At 69.4% G+C, this 16,359-nt stretch carries 10 protein-coding genes and 1 pseudogene; 10 read left to right on the top strand and 1 reads right to left on the bottom strand.

Going from position 1 to position 16,359, the window contains the following annotated elements; translation table 11 throughout:
- Positions 1-29: 29 nt before the first annotated feature.
- From eccCa (AB0F38_RS01325) to AB0F38_RS01295, 7 genes are all read left to right on the top strand, one after another.
- A complete protein-coding gene (gene eccCa / locus AB0F38_RS01325; RefSeq protein WP_361884938.1) occupies positions 30-4,004 on the top strand; it encodes a type VII secretion protein EccCa in 3,975 nt (1,324 codons plus the stop codon).
- A 43-nt stretch (positions 4,005-4,047) separates the two neighbouring features.
- Positions 4,048-5,466 (top strand): DUF6177 family protein, encoded by a 1,419-nt coding sequence (locus tag AB0F38_RS01320; protein ID WP_361884936.1) that lies wholly within the window; start codon positions 4,048-4,050, stop codon positions 5,464-5,466.
- A gap of 119 nt (positions 5,467-5,585) precedes the next feature.
- A complete protein-coding gene (locus tag AB0F38_RS01315) occupies positions 5,586-5,921 on the top strand; it encodes a hypothetical protein (protein ID WP_361884934.1) in 336 nt (111 codons plus the stop codon).
- Between the two features lie 54 nt (positions 5,922-5,975).
- Complete coding sequence (locus AB0F38_RS01310; protein WP_361884932.1) at positions 5,976-6,287, top strand: pore-forming ESAT-6 family protein; 312 nt, start codon at positions 5,976-5,978, stop codon at positions 6,285-6,287.
- A gap of 80 nt (positions 6,288-6,367) precedes the next feature.
- Positions 6,368-6,799 (top strand): DUF6507 family protein, encoded by a 432-nt coding sequence (locus AB0F38_RS01305; protein ID WP_361884930.1) that lies wholly within the window; start codon positions 6,368-6,370, stop codon positions 6,797-6,799.
- Positions 6,796-9,273, top strand: coding sequence for a hypothetical protein (locus AB0F38_RS01300; protein ID WP_361884928.1), 2,478 nt, complete (start codon positions 6,796-6,798; stop codon positions 9,271-9,273). The genes AB0F38_RS01305 and AB0F38_RS01300 overlap by 4 nt, the downstream gene beginning before the upstream one ends.
- Positions 9,270-10,028 carry a hypothetical protein gene (locus AB0F38_RS01295; RefSeq protein ID WP_361884926.1) on the top strand — a complete coding sequence of 253 codons (759 nt, stop codon included), beginning with the start codon at positions 9,270-9,272 and terminating at the stop codon, positions 10,026-10,028. Before AB0F38_RS01300 ends, AB0F38_RS01295 begins: the two co-directional genes overlap by 4 nt.
- Before the next feature lie 363 nt (positions 10,029-10,391).
- Here AB0F38_RS01295 and AB0F38_RS01290 read toward each other — a convergent pair whose 3' ends face one another.
- Complete coding sequence (locus AB0F38_RS01290; protein ID WP_361884924.1) at positions 10,392-10,556, bottom strand: hypothetical protein; 165 nt, start codon at positions 10,554-10,556, stop codon at positions 10,392-10,394.
- A gap of 512 nt (positions 10,557-11,068) precedes the next feature.
- Between AB0F38_RS01290 and AB0F38_RS01285 the strand changes: the two are divergent.
- The 3 genes and pseudogenes from AB0F38_RS01285 to AB0F38_RS01275 all read left to right on the top strand — a co-directional run.
- A pseudogene (locus AB0F38_RS01285) lies at positions 11,069-11,352 on the top strand (type VII secretion integral membrane protein EccD); the annotation flags it as partial.
- 190 nt (positions 11,353-11,542) lie between these two features.
- Positions 11,543-15,520, top strand: a complete 3,978-nt coding sequence (eccCa, locus tag AB0F38_RS01280) for a type VII secretion protein EccCa (RefSeq protein WP_361884922.1) — start codon at positions 11,543-11,545, stop codon at positions 15,518-15,520.
- A 199-nt stretch (positions 15,521-15,719) separates the two neighbouring features.
- Positions 15,720-16,295 (top strand): M23 family metallopeptidase, encoded by a 576-nt coding sequence (locus tag AB0F38_RS01275; RefSeq protein WP_361884920.1) that lies wholly within the window; start codon positions 15,720-15,722, stop codon positions 16,293-16,295.
- The last annotated feature ends 64 nt before the right edge of the window (positions 16,296-16,359 follow it).

Here is a 16,359-nt window from a genome sequence, read left to right as displayed (position 1 = left end):
CCGAGCCCGACCGTGAGTGACGGACGTCCATGAGCACCCGCCTGATACACCGTCCGGCCAGGACCATCCGGCCGCCGGCCGCCACACCGGCACGCACCATCGAGGCCCCGCCCAACCTTCCCGAGGGGAAGGCGGGCAACATCGCGATGTCGCTGCTCCCCGTCGCCGGGGTCATGTCGTCCGTCGTGATGATGACCGTCGTACGCAACAGCCAGTTCGCCGCGCTGGGCGCGATCATCCTCGTCGTGACCGTCGTCGGTTCCGTCGCGCTCCTCCTCTCCCAGCGCGGCAAGGCCCAGCGCACCCGCCGCACCCAGAGGGAGGCCTATCTCGCCTACGTCGAGGACCTGCGTGAGGAGCTCGCCGCGGAGGAGCGAGCGCGCCGCGAGCGCGCCGATGTACTCAACCCGCCCCCGCACGCCCTGTACGACATCGCGCGGGACCCCGCACGTCTGTGGGAACGCCGCCGTGTCGACGCGGACTTCCTGCGTGTGCGGGCCGGCACCGGGGAGATGCCCGTACGTGACCTGAGCATCGCCGATCAGGGCTCCTCCGTCCTCACTCCGCCGGACCTCTTCATGCTCAACGAGGCGTCGGCGCTGATGAAGCGCTTCCGCACGGGGACCGAGCTGCCCCTCACGGTGCCGCTCGACCGGGTCGGGAACATCAGCGTCATCGGCCCCCGCGAGGACTGCCTGCGGGTGGTCCGCGCCCTGCTCGTCCAGACCGCCGCGACGCATGCCCCCGACGACGTGGCGATGGCGCTCGCCGTGCCCGGCGACCGGATCGCCGACTGGGAGTGGGCGAAGTGGCTGCCCCATCTCCTGGACGTCGAGCAGCTCGACGGTCCGGTCGCCGCCCGGCGCATCGCCCCGTCGGCCCTTCAGCTCGCCCGGCGGCTCGGCGCCGACCTGCGCCGCCGCGCGTCCTACGCGGCCGAGGTGCGCCGAGGCCTGGCCGGGCGCGATGCCCTGTCCATGTCCTCCCGTCTCCTCGTCGTGACCGACAGACACGGCGAGGATGCCGTCGACCTGCCGCTCCCCGACGACGCGGTCGGCCTGCGTGACATGGGTGTCACCGTCCTGCACCTGCTCGAACAGCGCGTCCAGGAGCCGGGACACGTCGGCATCCGGATCACCGTCGAGGGCACCCGGGTACGCATCGAGGACCTGCGCGACCCCGAGCCTGTCAGCGCGCACGGCACCGTCGACGAGGTCGGCATCCCCTTCGCCGAGGGCCTGGCCCGGATGCTGGCCCCGCTGCGGCTGTCCGCCGAGTCGCTGGTGGACGCCCCTCTGTCGGGTCCCGTCGGCTTCGCCGGTCTGCTCGGGATCGACGACGTCGCGCACCTCGACCTGGCACGGCTGTGGGCCCCGCGCGGCGAACGCGCCTTCCTGCGCGTGCCCATCGGCGTCAGCGACACGCACGAACCGGTGCTGCTCGACCTCAAGGAGTCCTCGGAGCTCGGCATGGGCCCGCACGGCCTGTGTGTCGGCGCCACCGGTTCGGGAAAGTCAGAGCTGCTGCGCTCCCTGGTCCTCGCCCTGGTCGCCACGCACCCGCCCGATGACCTCGCCCTGGTACTCGTCGACTACAAGGGCGGTGCGACTTTCGCGCCGTTCGCGAAGCTGCCCCACGTCGCCGGGGTCATCACCAACCTGGAGAACCAGGCAGGCCTCGTCGAGCGTGTCCACGCCTCCCTCGCCGGTGAGGTGAAGCGCCGCCAGCAGACACTCAAGGACGCGGGCAACGTCGCCGACATCGGTGACTACGCCGCGCTGCGTGCCGAGAAGCGGCCCGACCTGGACCCACTGCCGCACCTGTTCGTCGTCATCGACGAGTTCGGGGAACTCCTCACCGCCAAGCCCGACTTCATCGATCTGTTCCTGTCCATCGGCCGTATCGGGCGCTCCATCGGCGTGCATCTGCTGCTGTCCAGCCAGCGCATCGAGGGCGGCAGACTCAAGGGTCTGGACACCTACCTCTCGTACCGGCTCGGCCTGCGCACCTTCTCCGCCGACGAGTCGCGAACCGTCCTGGACACCACGGACGCGTTCCACCTGCCCCCGCTGCCCGGTTTCGGCTACCTCAAGGTCGACACCAGTCATTACGAGCGTTTCAAGGCCAGTTACGTCTCCGGCGGCTACCGGGGCCCCGTACCGCGCGCGGACGAGGCGGAGACCGGACCGCTCGCCCTGGAGTACGAAGCGTTCAACACCCTGACAGCACCGAACGGCTCCGGCCCGCAGGAGCCCTCGTCGCGGCGCCGGGAGACGGGGCCGACCGAGATGGGCGTCGTCGTCGGACAGCTGGAGGGGGCCGCCGGACCGGTGCGGAGCATCTGGCTGCCCCCGCTGCCCGGCGCGGTCACCCTGGACAAGGTCGCGGGGCCGCTGGACGCCGGTCCGCGCGGTATGCGGCTCGCCGGTCGGCAGGGCCCGCTGCAGATTCCGCTCGGTCTGCTCGACGACCCCACGAAGCAGTGGCAGGGCCCGTGGTACCTGGACCTCACGGTGGCGGGCGGGCATGCCGCCGTCATCGGCGGGCCGCAGTCCGGCAAGACGACGCTCCTGCGCACGCTCGTCCTCTCGCTCGCGCTGACGCACACCCCGCAGGAGGTCGGCGTCTACGGCCTCGACCTGGTCGGCGGCGGCCTCCAGGCCCTGTCGGGCCTGCCGCACGTGGGCGGCATCGCCGGCCGCGCCGACCGCGAGCGTGCGGCCCGCACGGTCGAGGAGGTGCGGAACATGCTCGGGGCGCGGGAACACCTCTTCCGTGAGCACGGCATCGACTCCGTCGGGCAACTGCGCACCCTGCACGCGGCGGGACGGCTGCCCGGGCTGGCCTCCGCCGAGATCGTGCTGGTCCTCGACGGGTTCGGCGCGCTGCGCGACGACTTCGAGGAGCTGGACGACGCGGTCGTCGACATCCTCAAGCGCGGCGGCGGTTACGGCATCCACGTCGTCGCGGGCATGCTCCGCTGGAACGACGTGCGCATCGCCACCCAGTCGGCCTTCGGCACCCGGGTCGAGCTGCGGCTGAACGACCCCGCCGAGTCCAGCATCGATCGCAAGCTCGCCGAGACGCTGTCACCCGACGAGCCCGGCCGTGCCCTGACCGACGGCAAGCTCTTCGCCCAGACCGCGCTCCCGCGTACGGACGGACGCGCGGACGCCACCGGTCTGGGGGCCGTCCTCGACCGCACGGCCCGTACGGTCCGCGCCACCTGGAGCGGTGAGGTCGCCCAGCCGGTACGGGTCCTGCCGTCGGTCCTGGAACCTCATCTCCTGCCGGGCCCGGCAGCCGAACCCCACCGGGTGCCGATCGGCCTGGACCAGACGGCGCTCGCCCCTGTTCTGCTCGATCTCTTCCACCATGACCAGCACCTGCTGGTCATGGGTGACAGCGAGTGCGGCAAGACGAATCTCCTCAGGACCGTCGCCCACGGACTCATCGACCGCTACGGGGAGGACGAGCTGGTCTTCGCCGTCATGGACCCGAGACGGAGCCTGCGCGGCGCGATCCCGAAGGAGTTCAACGGCGGCTACGCGTACAACACCAGACTGTGCGCGGGCCTCTCCGCCGGAATCGCCACCGAACTGGAGAAGCGGCTGCCCGACGAGAACGCGGACATCGAGGACGTGGAGCCCGGCAGCTGGGGCGGCGGGCCGCGCATCGTGGTCCTCGTCGACGACTACGACGTGCTGACCACGGCCGGTCAGTCGCCGCTCTCCCCCTTCATGCCCTACATCCCGTCAGCGGTCGACATCGGTCTCCACTTCGTCCTGACCCGCCGGGTCGCGGGCGCGTCGCGCGGGATGTACGAGCCGCTGGTGCAGGGTCTGCGCGAGTCGGGGGCCTCGGGCGTCCTCATGGACGGTGACCGCAGCGAAGGCCAGCTGTTCCCCGGCGTGTACGCGAACCGGCAGCCGGCGGGACGCGGTGTGCTGATCCGCAGGGGCCAGGCGAACCGCCTGATCCAGACGGTGTACACGCCCGGATGACACTCGGCACACCGCTACGAACGACGAAGGACCGAACGATCCCATGACGAAGGACGTCATCGCCCTCACCACCCGTATGCCCGACCCGTGGAGTGTGCTCGTGGGGCTGCTCTCCGGCGGCCCCGACAAGCTGGTGGGCACCCACGGCGACGGAGCCGTCGTGCAGCTCTGCGACCCGGAGGGGCGTCCGCTGGTCTCCGTCGAGGCGCCGCTGCTCGTCCACGTGGCCGGCGAGGCGGAACGCCTCCTCGGAGCGAAGGCGCCGCCGGTCCCCTTCTGGTGGACAGAGGCCCGCGCCACCACCGGTGTCGCGGAGGCCGAGCAGCTCGCGGGCACGTTCGCCGCCCGGCTCGCCCACCTGGCCGGTGGCTCCGCCTGGCCCGCGGAGGCCGCCCGTTCACTGGCCGTGGTGCCCTCCGACGGTGTGAGCGTCGCCCCCACCCCTGCCGCCGCGGTCCCCGCCGTCGACGTACTCACCGAGAAGGTCGCCGTCGTCATCCAGGACCGTCCGGTGGTCGCCCTGACGGCCTGGCTCGCGGATGCCTACCGGGCGGCCACGGAGGCCGGGCTCGGACTCCAGGTCGTCGCACCACCCGGGACCACGCTCTCCCCCGCCGTACGCCACCTGCTGGGGACGTGGCCGTCCCGATGGATCGTCCAGGACGAACGGGACGGCTACTACGACGGGCTCTCGGGAGCCGTGCTGCGCTGGCAGGACGGCATCTTCGCGCCGGTCGCAGGACCCGCTGCGACCGACGGCGAACCACAGAGCCTGGTCGCCGCGTCCTACGGGGAGGTGTCGGACACCGGCGAGCGGCAGCTGGCGGTGACGTTCCGCTCGGTCCACCCAGCAGACGACCGCCTGGTGCTCGGCGGCGGCCTGGAGTCGGTGTGGCGCGAGCTCACCGGTGCGCCTCCGGCGGGCTGGGGGACGGCGGAACCCGCGAACCTCCCCTGGTCACCGCGGCGCCTCACGGACCTCGCCTTCGACCGCGCCCCCCGACCGACCTGGGCCGTGGTCGTCGGCGGTCCGGACCGGCCCGGCCTCGCCACCGTGCGGGTCACCCGCACGCCCGCGGGGGTGGAGGAGGAGGTGACGCTCGCGTTCGGCTACGGAGCTGACGAGAAGATGCCGCTGGACACGCTGCCCCGGGCCGCCGAGGTGCTCGCCACCCGCCACCGGCTCCAGTCGATGCTCGTACAACTGCGCAAAGCCCGCCGCGATCTCGCCGTGCCGCCCCGCTTCGAAGGCCCCGGCGTCCCGCTCGCCTTCGTACTGGGCGCCGACGAGGTCCGCGCGCTACCGGGCGACCGCGCCCGGCGTACTCCCCTGTCCGCAGCGCCTGTTCAGCTCGGCCCCAGATCGCGTCCCGCGTGGTACTACCCCCTGCCGGGTGATCCGTCCGACCTGTCGGGCTGGCAGGACTTCGAGCGGCTGACGCGGCATCTGAAGGGTGCGTGACGAGGGCTGCCGGACCGTCCGGGGATGGTCACAGTGACCTGATTGCTGATTGCATCAGCGATGTGCGAGTTGATAGACATGATCATTCGTACGGCTGTTCAGCCTGGTGGGGGAACCTGATGAAGTTCGATATGGGGGCATCGGTTCTGTCGAACCTGATGTCGCGTTCCACGGAGTCGAGCACGGACCTGGGCACGCTGATCAATCAGCTGATCCAGGCGGCGCAGCCGCTGGAGGGGAAGTTCAACGGTGCCGGCAAGGTGGCGTTCGACTCGTTCAAGGCGCGTTCGGACGAGATCACCGCGGCACTGAACGGATCGCTGGCCGCGCTGCTCGGCGGTCAGTCCGGGATGGACGCGGCGTTCGGCGAGGGCGACCAGGAGCAGGGCGAGAACGCGAAGTCGCAGATGGCGTCGGCGAACTTCGACGCGGCCCGCTTCTCCGGTCGCGGCTGACCATCCCTCATTTCACGACAGGCTCGGATCTCATTCCACGGGGAGTAATCGACCATGGCCACGGACAGTGACCGCCGTTCGTACGACACGGGCGCGTCCTCGGAGGCGCAGGGCAACATCCAGGCGGTCATCGCCCGCCTGGAGCAGGTGATCCAGGCGCGGGACGCCCAGGTGAAGGCGGCGATGGCGGACTTCGCCGCCGACGGGGTGGCGGACGAGTACCACGCCAAGGAACTGCGCTGGAACAACACCTCGAACGAGGTCAGGAACATCATCCAGTTGCTGAGGACGACGCTGGAGAAGAACGACGGCACGGCGCAGCAGACGCTCGCGCGCGCGAAGGCCGCGGTCGACAACATCGGCTGAGCCATGCGTGCCTGCCACAGGAGGAACGATCCTGCGGGCGGGCGACGACGGTGCGGAAACTCGGTTACGCGGGGGGCGTTATGACGGCATGGGACATCAAGCCGCAGGGGGTGCAGGGCCAGTTGCAGGTCACCGGCACACATGCGGGTGACCTGGAGAAGGCTCTGACGGCTCTGGTCACGACGATGTCGGAGGCGGCGACGGCTGCGGGGACGGCCGTTCCGGGCACGGAGGCCTCGGCGCCGGTGCAGGGCCCGGTTCCGGTGGGGGCGGCCCCGTTGGCGCAGAAGGCCACGCTGGGGCCGGTGGCCTCGGCGCTGAGCCAGTACCTGGAACAGCGCGAGGGCTATCTGAAGTCGATGGCGGAGCGCATCCAGGCCGCTGTGCTGGGGGCGGCGAAGGCCACCAACGAGTACGTGGCGGGCGACCTGGACGCGGCGAAGCACGCGCAGGACGCGGCCAGGGCCGTGCGGCTGGACCTGCTGAAGGACGCTCCCGGGGGGCACGGATGAGCGACGACCAGCCCATCCGCCTGGAAGGCATACCGGTCTTCACCGGAAACCTGGCGACACTGGATGTGAAGGTCACCGAGCTGACCTCGGCCGCGGAAACCATCGCGGCGACCACCGGTGACGTCCACAGCAGCTTCGGCGGCCTCCAGGCCTTCTACCGGGCGCCCGAGGCGGATCAGCTGTTCGCGACGACGAAGCCGGTCGCGGACAGCGGGCAGACGCTGAAGTCCGACCTCAGGACCATCGCCGGTGCGCTGAGCACGTACTCCGACGAGGTCCACCCGCTGGTCGAGAAACTCAAGCAGATCAAACGGGACGCCGGTGCGTTCCTCGTGAAGGTCGACGCCGACGACAAGTGGCGCGAGGACGGCGACCTCATCGAGGAGAACAACCACCGCCGCGACGAGATCGTCGAAACCCTTTCCGCGTTCCAGGACGCGGAGATCGCCTGCTACAACAAGATCACCGCCCTGGTCTGTCTGCTTCCTCTGAAGAAGAGCGACGGCTCCGACAGCTCGCACCAGTACGGCTACGACGCCGAAACCCTCAAGCAGGCCGAAGGCCTGCCCTGGGGTGACCCGCTCGTCGAGTCCACCCCGGGCTGGCAGGTGTGGGAACACGCCTGGGACTTCACCAAGGGCTTCTTCGTCGACGGGGTCTGGGGCACGATCAAGGGCCTGGGCACCCTGGTGGGCTACGACGGCTTCGAGGCGGCCGGTCAGGCGTGGAAGGGCCTGGCCCAGCTCGGTACCGGCCTGTTGGTCACCGTGGTGGCGGGACCCGCCTACTGGACGGCGAAGGACGACGAACTCCCTTCCTGGCTGCGTGACTCCCGTACGGCGATGAAGGAGACGGGCAAGGCGCTGGTGGCCTGGGACCAATGGGGCGAGAACCCCTCCCGGGCAGCGGGCGCGGTCACCTTCAACGTCGTCACCACCGTCTTCACCGGCGGCACCGGCGGCGCGGTCGCCGGTGGCGGCAAGGCCGCCCTCGCCGCCAAGGCCCTGTCCACGGCGGGCAAGGTGGGCCGCTTCGTCGACCCGATGACCTACGTCTTCAAGGGCGCGGGCTTCGGCATGTCGAAGATCGGCGACGCCATGACCGGCCTCAAGGGCCTGGGCGCCGTCGAGATACCACCCCTGCCCGACAACGTCTTCACCCTCCCCGAAGGCGCCGTACGCCTGGCCGACGGCACAATCGACCTCCCCGCGGGCGCGACCCTCCCGGAGGGGGCGGTCCGGCTCGCCGACGGCACGGTCAGACTCCCCGAGGGGGTGATCGCCCTCCCGGAAGGCACGGTCAAGAACCCCTTCGACGAGGGCGCCGCCTACGCCGACCGCAAGGGCAACCTCTACGACGAGAGCGGCAACCTCGTCCAGCGCGCCGAGTCCGCCCGTACGGAAGCCGGCAAGACCGACACCGACACGAGCACCCCGGACCACGCCCGCGTGGAAACCCCGGTACGGCAACCGGTGCTGGCCGGTGCGGGGGCGCATATCACCGGACAAAACGGCGGCAATCCGATCCGCGCAGACTCGGGCACTTCGAAACCCGCCCATGCCAGCGATCACCTCTCGACGGGGCACTCGGGCACTAATCCGGGCGCCCACGCCGACGGCTTCAGCGGGGGCCGAGCCGGCAACCTCGACCCTCATGGTGGTAGCCATACCGATGGCCGTGGCGGCACGGGCCATACGGACGGCACGCCCGTCGGCGGCAGCCACGAGCCCCCTGCCACGTCGACCAGACACAGTGGCGATACTCCTACCGATCTCCGCAGTGACTACGACAGGCCCGGCCAGAGCGACCAGCAAGGCGGCCCGCCTGGCGATCCGGCCCTCCCTGGAGGATCCGGACCGAGGCCAGACGGTGCCCGCTACGTCGAGGAGCCCACAGCCGAGCACGCAGCGGCAGCACAATTCTACGATCAGGTGCGCGCCAATCCAGAATCTCTGAACATTCGAAGCATTTCAGAGAACACCGGAATTGACACTGCCGTGCTGGATCGCGTTCGCACTCACTTCTTCCTTACCGAGCATATAGTGACGGAAGGACCGGGCCTCTCACGCCGAGCCTATTTTACGCCACGAAACGACATCGCCGACATTTGGGAAGCGGCAAGCCAGCGTAACCTTTCCCCTGCCGAGACTCAGAAATTCGAGCGGTACATCGGTCATGAATACACGGAAAGTTATTTCATTGAGGCCGGGCTGCCATACTTGCGCGACGCGGATCACCTCTGGGAATATTACCGCAACTCGGACGAGTCCGGGTACTATCACAACTGGCCCCAGAGCTATCGAGATGCTGGCGCACACGAACTGGCACTGAATGAAAACCGCGGCGGGTTCGGCCAGTGGCGCGCGCTAGGCCTCGACCTCCCGGAGATCGATCTGGCACCCGGCCTGACCAACATTGAAGAAGTGACGGCAGCCCTCTTGGAGGAGCTGCGATCGAAGGGAATGACGAAGTGACCGACGGGACATCACGCGCCATGTTGGAGCGTTTGCGCGCGGTGATCTGGACGGGCGATTGGGATGACGCCGTAGCGCACGTCATGTCTCGCCGCATCCTGATGCGAGAATACCTCCGACGCGCTGGAATGTGGGCCCAGGCATATTCAGCTGAGGCTGCATGGCCATTCTTCGATGTAACTGAGTACATGGACTCACAATTCACGCTTCCCTCGGAATTGGCTAAAGATCTCCAGACCTACCTGAACCAACTGACTGGAGATTACGCCATCAAGCGCACCTGCTCAGGTGCGGTACGCATTGCTGAGTTCAGGGAACAGGATCCTGCGTTCGGTGCTGATTTGCCGGATCTCTACGAACCACTCGTCCTTTTCTACGAGCGGGGCGGAGAATTCCTCCGAGACAACGCCGGTTTTATCGACCTCACCGGTGTGTCGCTACGCCCCGGCACTCTGCAGGGCCACCTGAGCACGCCGCGCCTTGATTCCCTTGATGACGCGGTGCTCGACGCGGTGGATGCAGAGGGGCGCATCACCTACTACACGGCAGCGAACGGGCAGGGAACGCTGATGCGGAAACGCGCCGTACAGGATGCTCAGCACAACGAGGCATTCAACCGGGGCACCCAGCGCTGGGAGCCCGCAGGCACGCTCCCAGCGTCCGCGGACACCGCTGCAGACTTCGGGCTGATCTGGCTGGATGAAGTGGAGGCCGCGAACCTCATTGCAAGAACGGTGGCCACGAGCAGCTCATGAGCGGCCCACTCGCTACTTCCGGCCGGCGCGTAGCATCGCTGAAGGGCTGGATGATCTGACCAACTTCGGCAAGCCGACCGAATTTGGCGTCGATAACTACTTCGATCACGGCGGCACAGCGTCCGATGTGTGGTCAAGCTTCGAAGTTCCCTACCGGTACAGCAAGTTCACGCACGCACCCGGGTTTGGTCGCCTCGGATACAAGCGCCCTGCAGAGGGCCTAGTGCAATACGTACCGATACGGGAAAGGACAGAGTACTGGGATTCCTCTGGGCCTCTGACGCAGCGAAGGCGGCAAGCTTCGATCCTCGGGACGTCGGGGACGATGAGGCGTACGTGTCCGGACTTCAATGGCTGGATCTCCTACGCTCCGCTTACGATCGCGGCCTCTCCCCCAGCGAAGCCCTGGAAGTCCCACGGCTCGTCGGCCAGCGCGGACACGGTAAGTATGAGCACGTCCACGAACACCGACGTGCCGCCGTTGGTCCCCTCCAGGTGCAGGCCGCCGCCTCCGTGAAACACGTTCATGTCTGGAGAGCAGAAGAGGGTGCCACAACCGGTCTCGGCCAATTCGCTCAGCCCCGCAACGCCCCGTCCCGGCCGCGCGGCTTCAGCAAGGGCGTGACCCCAGCCTTCCGGAAAGTCGGTGAACTCAGCGAAGTCTTCGACATCTTCCCAAATCGACGACCTGCTCGGGGAAGGCCGCCCGCAACCCACGAGCCGAGGCTCAACCCGCCGCCGGTACGGCAAGGCACCTCGGCCTACCGGGCGGCGAAGGTCGACGAACACCCCAGCTGGCTGCGTGACAATGCCGGCCTCAGGCACAGACTGCCCGGACAGCACCAAGTCCGGGGCCAAGCGGAACTCGTCGCGGAGACGCGCCGCTTCTTCCGAAGACACCGGTGTCGGCCTGGCATCGTCCGCGGCTACTTCGGTGGTCCGCGTGCCCACTCCGCACTGGACGAGAACCCCATGAGTTTCTGATCAATATGCACAGTTAGCCCGGAATCTCCCTGCATCGCGATGATAGGTTTCCGTAAGTGGCGAGCACGGCAACGACATCCCGGACGGAACTGAGCCGGTGACCCTGGTCGGCGAACGGCATCGGGCCGACATCGTCCTGCCCTCGCGTACGCCCGTTGGCCATTTGCTGCCGGATATGCACCAGTTGCTCAACGATCGAATCTCATCGCGTTCGCTGGTTCGGCAGTTGCCGACGTCCGACGGTGCCGCACTCCCCCTACTCGTCAGGTTCCGTTCCGCGCCTCCCGCCCTCGTCATGCACAACGTCGCGGACCAGGTGGCCGACGGCCTCCCCCTGCAGACCTCGCACCGGCGCCCCGTCGCCCGCCGGGAACGGTGGCGGGGCGAGCCCTTCGCGTCGCGGACGGTGCGCGGTTTGCGCCGAATCGTTTCCTCGTCAGCGGCGCGCGAGGTGGCCGGCAGGCGTCTTCCAACTGTCGCAGAAGCATCGCTGACCCCATGCCGAGCCCGAGCGTGAGTGACGGACGTCCATGAGCACCCGACTGATACACCGTCCGGCCAGAACCATCCGGCCGCCGGTCGCCACACCGGCACGCACCATCGAGGCCCCGCCCGATCTGCCCGAGGGGATGACGGGCACCATCGCGATGTCGCTGCTCCCCGTCGCCGGGGTCATGTCCTCCCTCGTGATGATGACCGTCGTACGCGACAACCGGTTGGCCGCGCTGGGCGCGATCATCCTCGTCGTCACGGTCATCGGCACCGTCGCGCTCCTCCTCTCCCCGTACGGCAAGGCCCAGCGCACTCGCCGCACCCGGCGGAAGGCCTACCTCGCCTACGTCGAGGACCTGCGTGAGAAGCTCGCCTCGGAGGAGCGCGCGCGCCGGGAGCGTGCCGATGTGCTCGATCCGCCGCCGTACGCCCTGTACGACATCGTGCGGGACCCCGCGCGCCTGTGGGAACGTCGCCGGGGCGACGCGGACTTCCTGCGGGTGCGGGCCGGCATCGGGGAGGTGACCGTGTGCGACCTGAAAATCGCCGAGGGGAGCTCGTCCGTCCTCACTCCGCCGGATCTCTTCATGCTCAACGAGGCGTCGGCGCTGATGAAGCGCTTCCGCACGGGGATCGACCTGCCCCTCACGGTGCCGCTGGGCCAGGTCGGCAACATCAGCTTGATCGGCCCCCGCGAGGACTGCCTGCGGGTGGTCCGCGCCCTGCTCGTCCAGACCGCCGCGACGCATGCCCCCGTCGACGTGGCGATGGCGCTCGCCGTGCCCGGCGACCGGATCGCCGACTGGGGGTGGGCGATGTGGCTCCCGCACCTCCTGGACGTCGAGCAGCTCGACGGTCCGGTCGCCGCCCGGCGCATCGCCCCGTCGGCCCCCCAGCTCGCCCGGCGGCTCGGCGCCGACCTGCGCCGCCGCGCGTCCTACGCGGCCGAGGCGCGCCGGGGCCCGGCCGGACAGGACGCCCTGTCCATGGCTCCCCCGCTCCTCGTCGTCACCGACGGACACGGCGAGGATGCCGTCGATCTACCCCGTCCCGACAACACGGTCGGCCTGTCCGACATGGGCGTCACCGTCCTGCACCTGCTCGAACAGCGCGTCCAGGAGCCGGGACACGTCGGCATCCGGATCACCGTCAAGGGCTTCGAGCTGCTCGTCGAGGACCTCCGCGAAGCCGAGCCCGTCAGCGCCCACGGGACCGTCGACGAGATCAGCAGCCTTTTCGCCGAGAGCCTGGCCCGGATGCTGGCCCCGCTGCGGCTGTCCGCCGAAGCGCTGATGGAGGCCCCTCTGCCGGGCACCGTCGGCTTCGCCGGTCTGCTCGGGATCGACGACGTCGCGCACCTCGACCTGGCACGGCTGTGGGCCCCACGTGACGAACGCGCCTTCCTGCGCGTGCCCATCGGCGTCAGCGACACGCACGAACCGGTGCTGCTCGACCTCAAGGACTCCTCGGAGCTCGGCATGGGCCCGCACGGCCTGTGTGTCGGCGCCAGCGGTTCGGGGAGGGCGGAGTTGCTGCGCTCCCTCGTCCTCGCCCTGGTGACGACGCACCCGCCCGAGGACCTCTCCCTGATCCTCGTCGACCACCAGGGCGGTACGACCTTCGCGCCGCTCTCGATGCTTCCCCACGTCGCCGGTGCCCTGACCGACCTGGAGAACGAGGCAGGCCTTATCGAGCGCCTCCACGCCTCCCTCACCGGTGAGGTGGAGCACCGCCTGCGGGTCCTCGAAGACGCGGGCGACGTCGCCGACATCGGTGCATACGCCGCACTGCGCGCCGAGGAGCGGCCCGAGCTGGACCCTCTGCCGCACTTGTTCGTCGTGGTCGAGGAGTTCGCTGAACTCCTGGCTGCCAAACCCGACTTCATCGACCTGTTCCATTCCGTCGGCCGCCTCGGACACTCCATCGGCGTGCATCTGCTCCTGTCCGGCGAACGTATCGAGGACGGCAGCCTCGAGGGTCTGGACACCTACCTCTCGTACCGGATCGGCCTGCGCACCTCCTCCGCCGACGAGTCGCGCGCGGTCCTGGACACCACGGACGCGTTCCACCTGCCACCGCTGCCGGGCTTCGGATACCTCAAGACCGATACCGGTCGCTACGAGCGCTTCAAGGCCGGCTGTGTCTCCGGCGGCTACCGGGGACCCTCGCCGCATGCGGACGAGGTGGAGAGCCCGCCTCTCGCCCTGGAGTACGAGGCGTACGACACCCTGCCCGCACCGGACGAGTCGGGCCGAAGGGAACCGGTGCCGTCCGGGCACCGGGAGCCCGGTCCGACGGAGCTGGACATCGTGGTCGAACAGCTGGAGGACGCCGCAGCGGCGGTACGCAGCATCTGGCTGCCCCCGCTGCCCGCCGCGCTCGCCCTCGACAAGGCCGCCGGTCCGCTGGAAGCCGGCCCGCGCGGAATGCGGCTCGCCGGTCGGCAGGGCCCGCTGCAGGTTCCGCTCGGTCTGCTCGACGACCCGGCCGGACAGAGCCAGGGCCCGTGGTACCTGGACCTCACGGTGGCGGGCGGGCATGCCGCCGTCATCGGCGGGCCGCAGTCCGGCAGGACGACCCTCCTGCGCACACTGGTCCTCTCGCTCGCGCTGACGCACACCCCGCAGGAGGTCGGCGTCTACGGCCTCGACCTGGTCGGGGACGATCTCCAGGTCCTCTCCGGGCTGCCGCACGTCGGCGGCATCGCGAGCCGGTCGGAACCCGAGCGCGTGGTCCGTACGGTCGAGATGGTGCGGAGCATGCTCGAAGCACGCGAGGAACTCTTCCGTGAGCACGCCATCGCCTCCCTCGAGCAACTGCGCACCCTGCACACGGCGGGACGGCTGCCCGAGCTGGCGTCCGCCGAGATCGTGCTGGTCCTCGACGGGTTCGACGCACTGCGCGACGGCTTCGACGAGCTGTACGACACGGTCGTCGACCTCCTGGAGCGCGGCGGCGGTTACGGCATCCACGTCGTGGCCGGGTTGCTCAGTCGGAGAGACGTGCACACCACCACACAGGCGCCGTTCGGCACCCGGGTCGAGCTGCGCCTGAGCGACCCCGGGGAATCCGGCATCGACCGCACACTCGCCGAGACGCTGTCACCCCACGAACCGGGCCGCGTCCTGACCGACCGCGGGCTCTTCGCCCAGACCGCGCTCCCGCGTACGGACGGACGCGCGGACACGACCGATCTGGAGGCGGTCCTCGACCGCACGGCTCGTGCGGTCCGCGCCGCCTGGAGCGGTGAGGTCGCCCAGCCCGTCCTGGTGCTGCCCCACCTTCTGGAACCGCACCTGCTCCCGGGCCCGGCGGCCGAGCCCCGGCGGGTGCCGATCGGTCTGGACCAGGAGGCGCTCGCCCCCGTTCTGCTGGACCTCTTCCACCAGGACCAGCACCTGCTGGTCCTGGGCGACAGCGGGTGCGGCAAGACGAATCTCCTCAGGACCGTCGCCCGCGGCCTCATCGACCGCTACGGCGAGGACGAGCTGGTCTTCGCCGTCATAGACCCGAGGCAGGGTCTGCGCGGCGCGATCCCCGAGGAGTTCGACGGCGGTTACGCGTACAACGCCAAACTGTGCGAGGGTCTCGCCGCCGGTATCGCCACCGAGCTGGAGAAGCGGCTGCCCGACGACAGCGCCTCTCCCGAGGACCTGGCTTCCGAGGGCTGGGGCACCGGCCCGCGGATCGTGGTGCTCGTCGAGGACTACGACGTACTGATGGAGGACGGCTATTCGCCGCTCGCGCCGTTCCTGCCGTACATCCACTCGGCGGCGGACATCGGACTCCACTTCATCCTGTCGCGCCAGGTGGCGGGCGCGTCGTGGGGCATGTACGAGCCGCTGGTCCACGGTCTGCGCGAGTCGGGGGCCTCGGCCGTCCTCATGGACGGTGACCGCAGCGAGGGCCGGCTGTTCCCCGGCGTGTACGCGAGCCGGCAGCCGGCGGGACGCGGTGTGCTCATCCGCAAGGGCCGGCCGAACCGGCTGATCCAGACGGTCCACACGCCCGAATGACACGGGGCGTACCGCTGCGGAGGACGAGAGTCCCGGACGACTCCGTGACCACGTATGTCATCGCCCCCACCATCCGTATGCCCGACCCGTGGAGTGTGCTCGCGGGGCTCGGCGGGCGGAATGTATCCGCCGTGTATGCCCGCCTCCTTGAATCGCCGTGTCACCCGACGCCGTGTCACCCGACGACAAGGGGAGAACCATGCACAGGAATGTTCGCCGGTCGCTGATCACCATGGCCGCGTTCGCGGCAGTCACGCTCATCGCTCCGGTCGCTGTGGCGGCGCCGGTCGTGGACGCGTCGGAAGCCGCCGTGGCCGCACGGCCCGCCTTCAAGATGCCCTTCGAGTGCAACCAGACATGGCTCGGCAGCAACTGGTCCGGGCACAGTCCCGCACACTCGATCGACTGGAACCACTACGACGCGAACGGCAACCCCGACGACCTGGGACGCCGGGTGTTCGCCAGCGCCGGTGGCACGGTCCTCGAGTCGTACTACTCGACGGGCGCCGGGTACGGCAACACGATAGTCATCGGTCACGGGGGTGGCTGGCAGACGCGGTACGCCCATCTGAACACGCGTTCGGTGAGCGCGGGCCAGACGGTGACGATGGGCCAGAAGATCGGCGAGGTCGGCAACACGTCCGCCCTCTACAACATCACCCCGCACCTGCACTACGAGCAGAAGCTCGACGGAGCGGTCGTGGTCGCGGTCGTCCAGGGTGTCACCTGGAGCGACTACCTCAAGCGCAACCAGACCAGCACCAACAGATGCTGACCTACCGCCGGGTGACGGGTGCCGGTGCGACGCGGTCGCACCGGCACCCGTCTCCGTCTTCGCC

The sequence above is a fragment of the Streptomyces sp. NPDC025273 genome (assembly GCF_040638585.1).
Lineage (GTDB): Bacteria > Actinomycetota > Actinomycetes > Streptomycetales > Streptomycetaceae > Streptomyces > Streptomyces cinereorectus.
The sequence above is the reverse complement of the archived record's forward strand: the minus strand, read 5'-3'. Positions and strand labels throughout refer to the sequence as shown.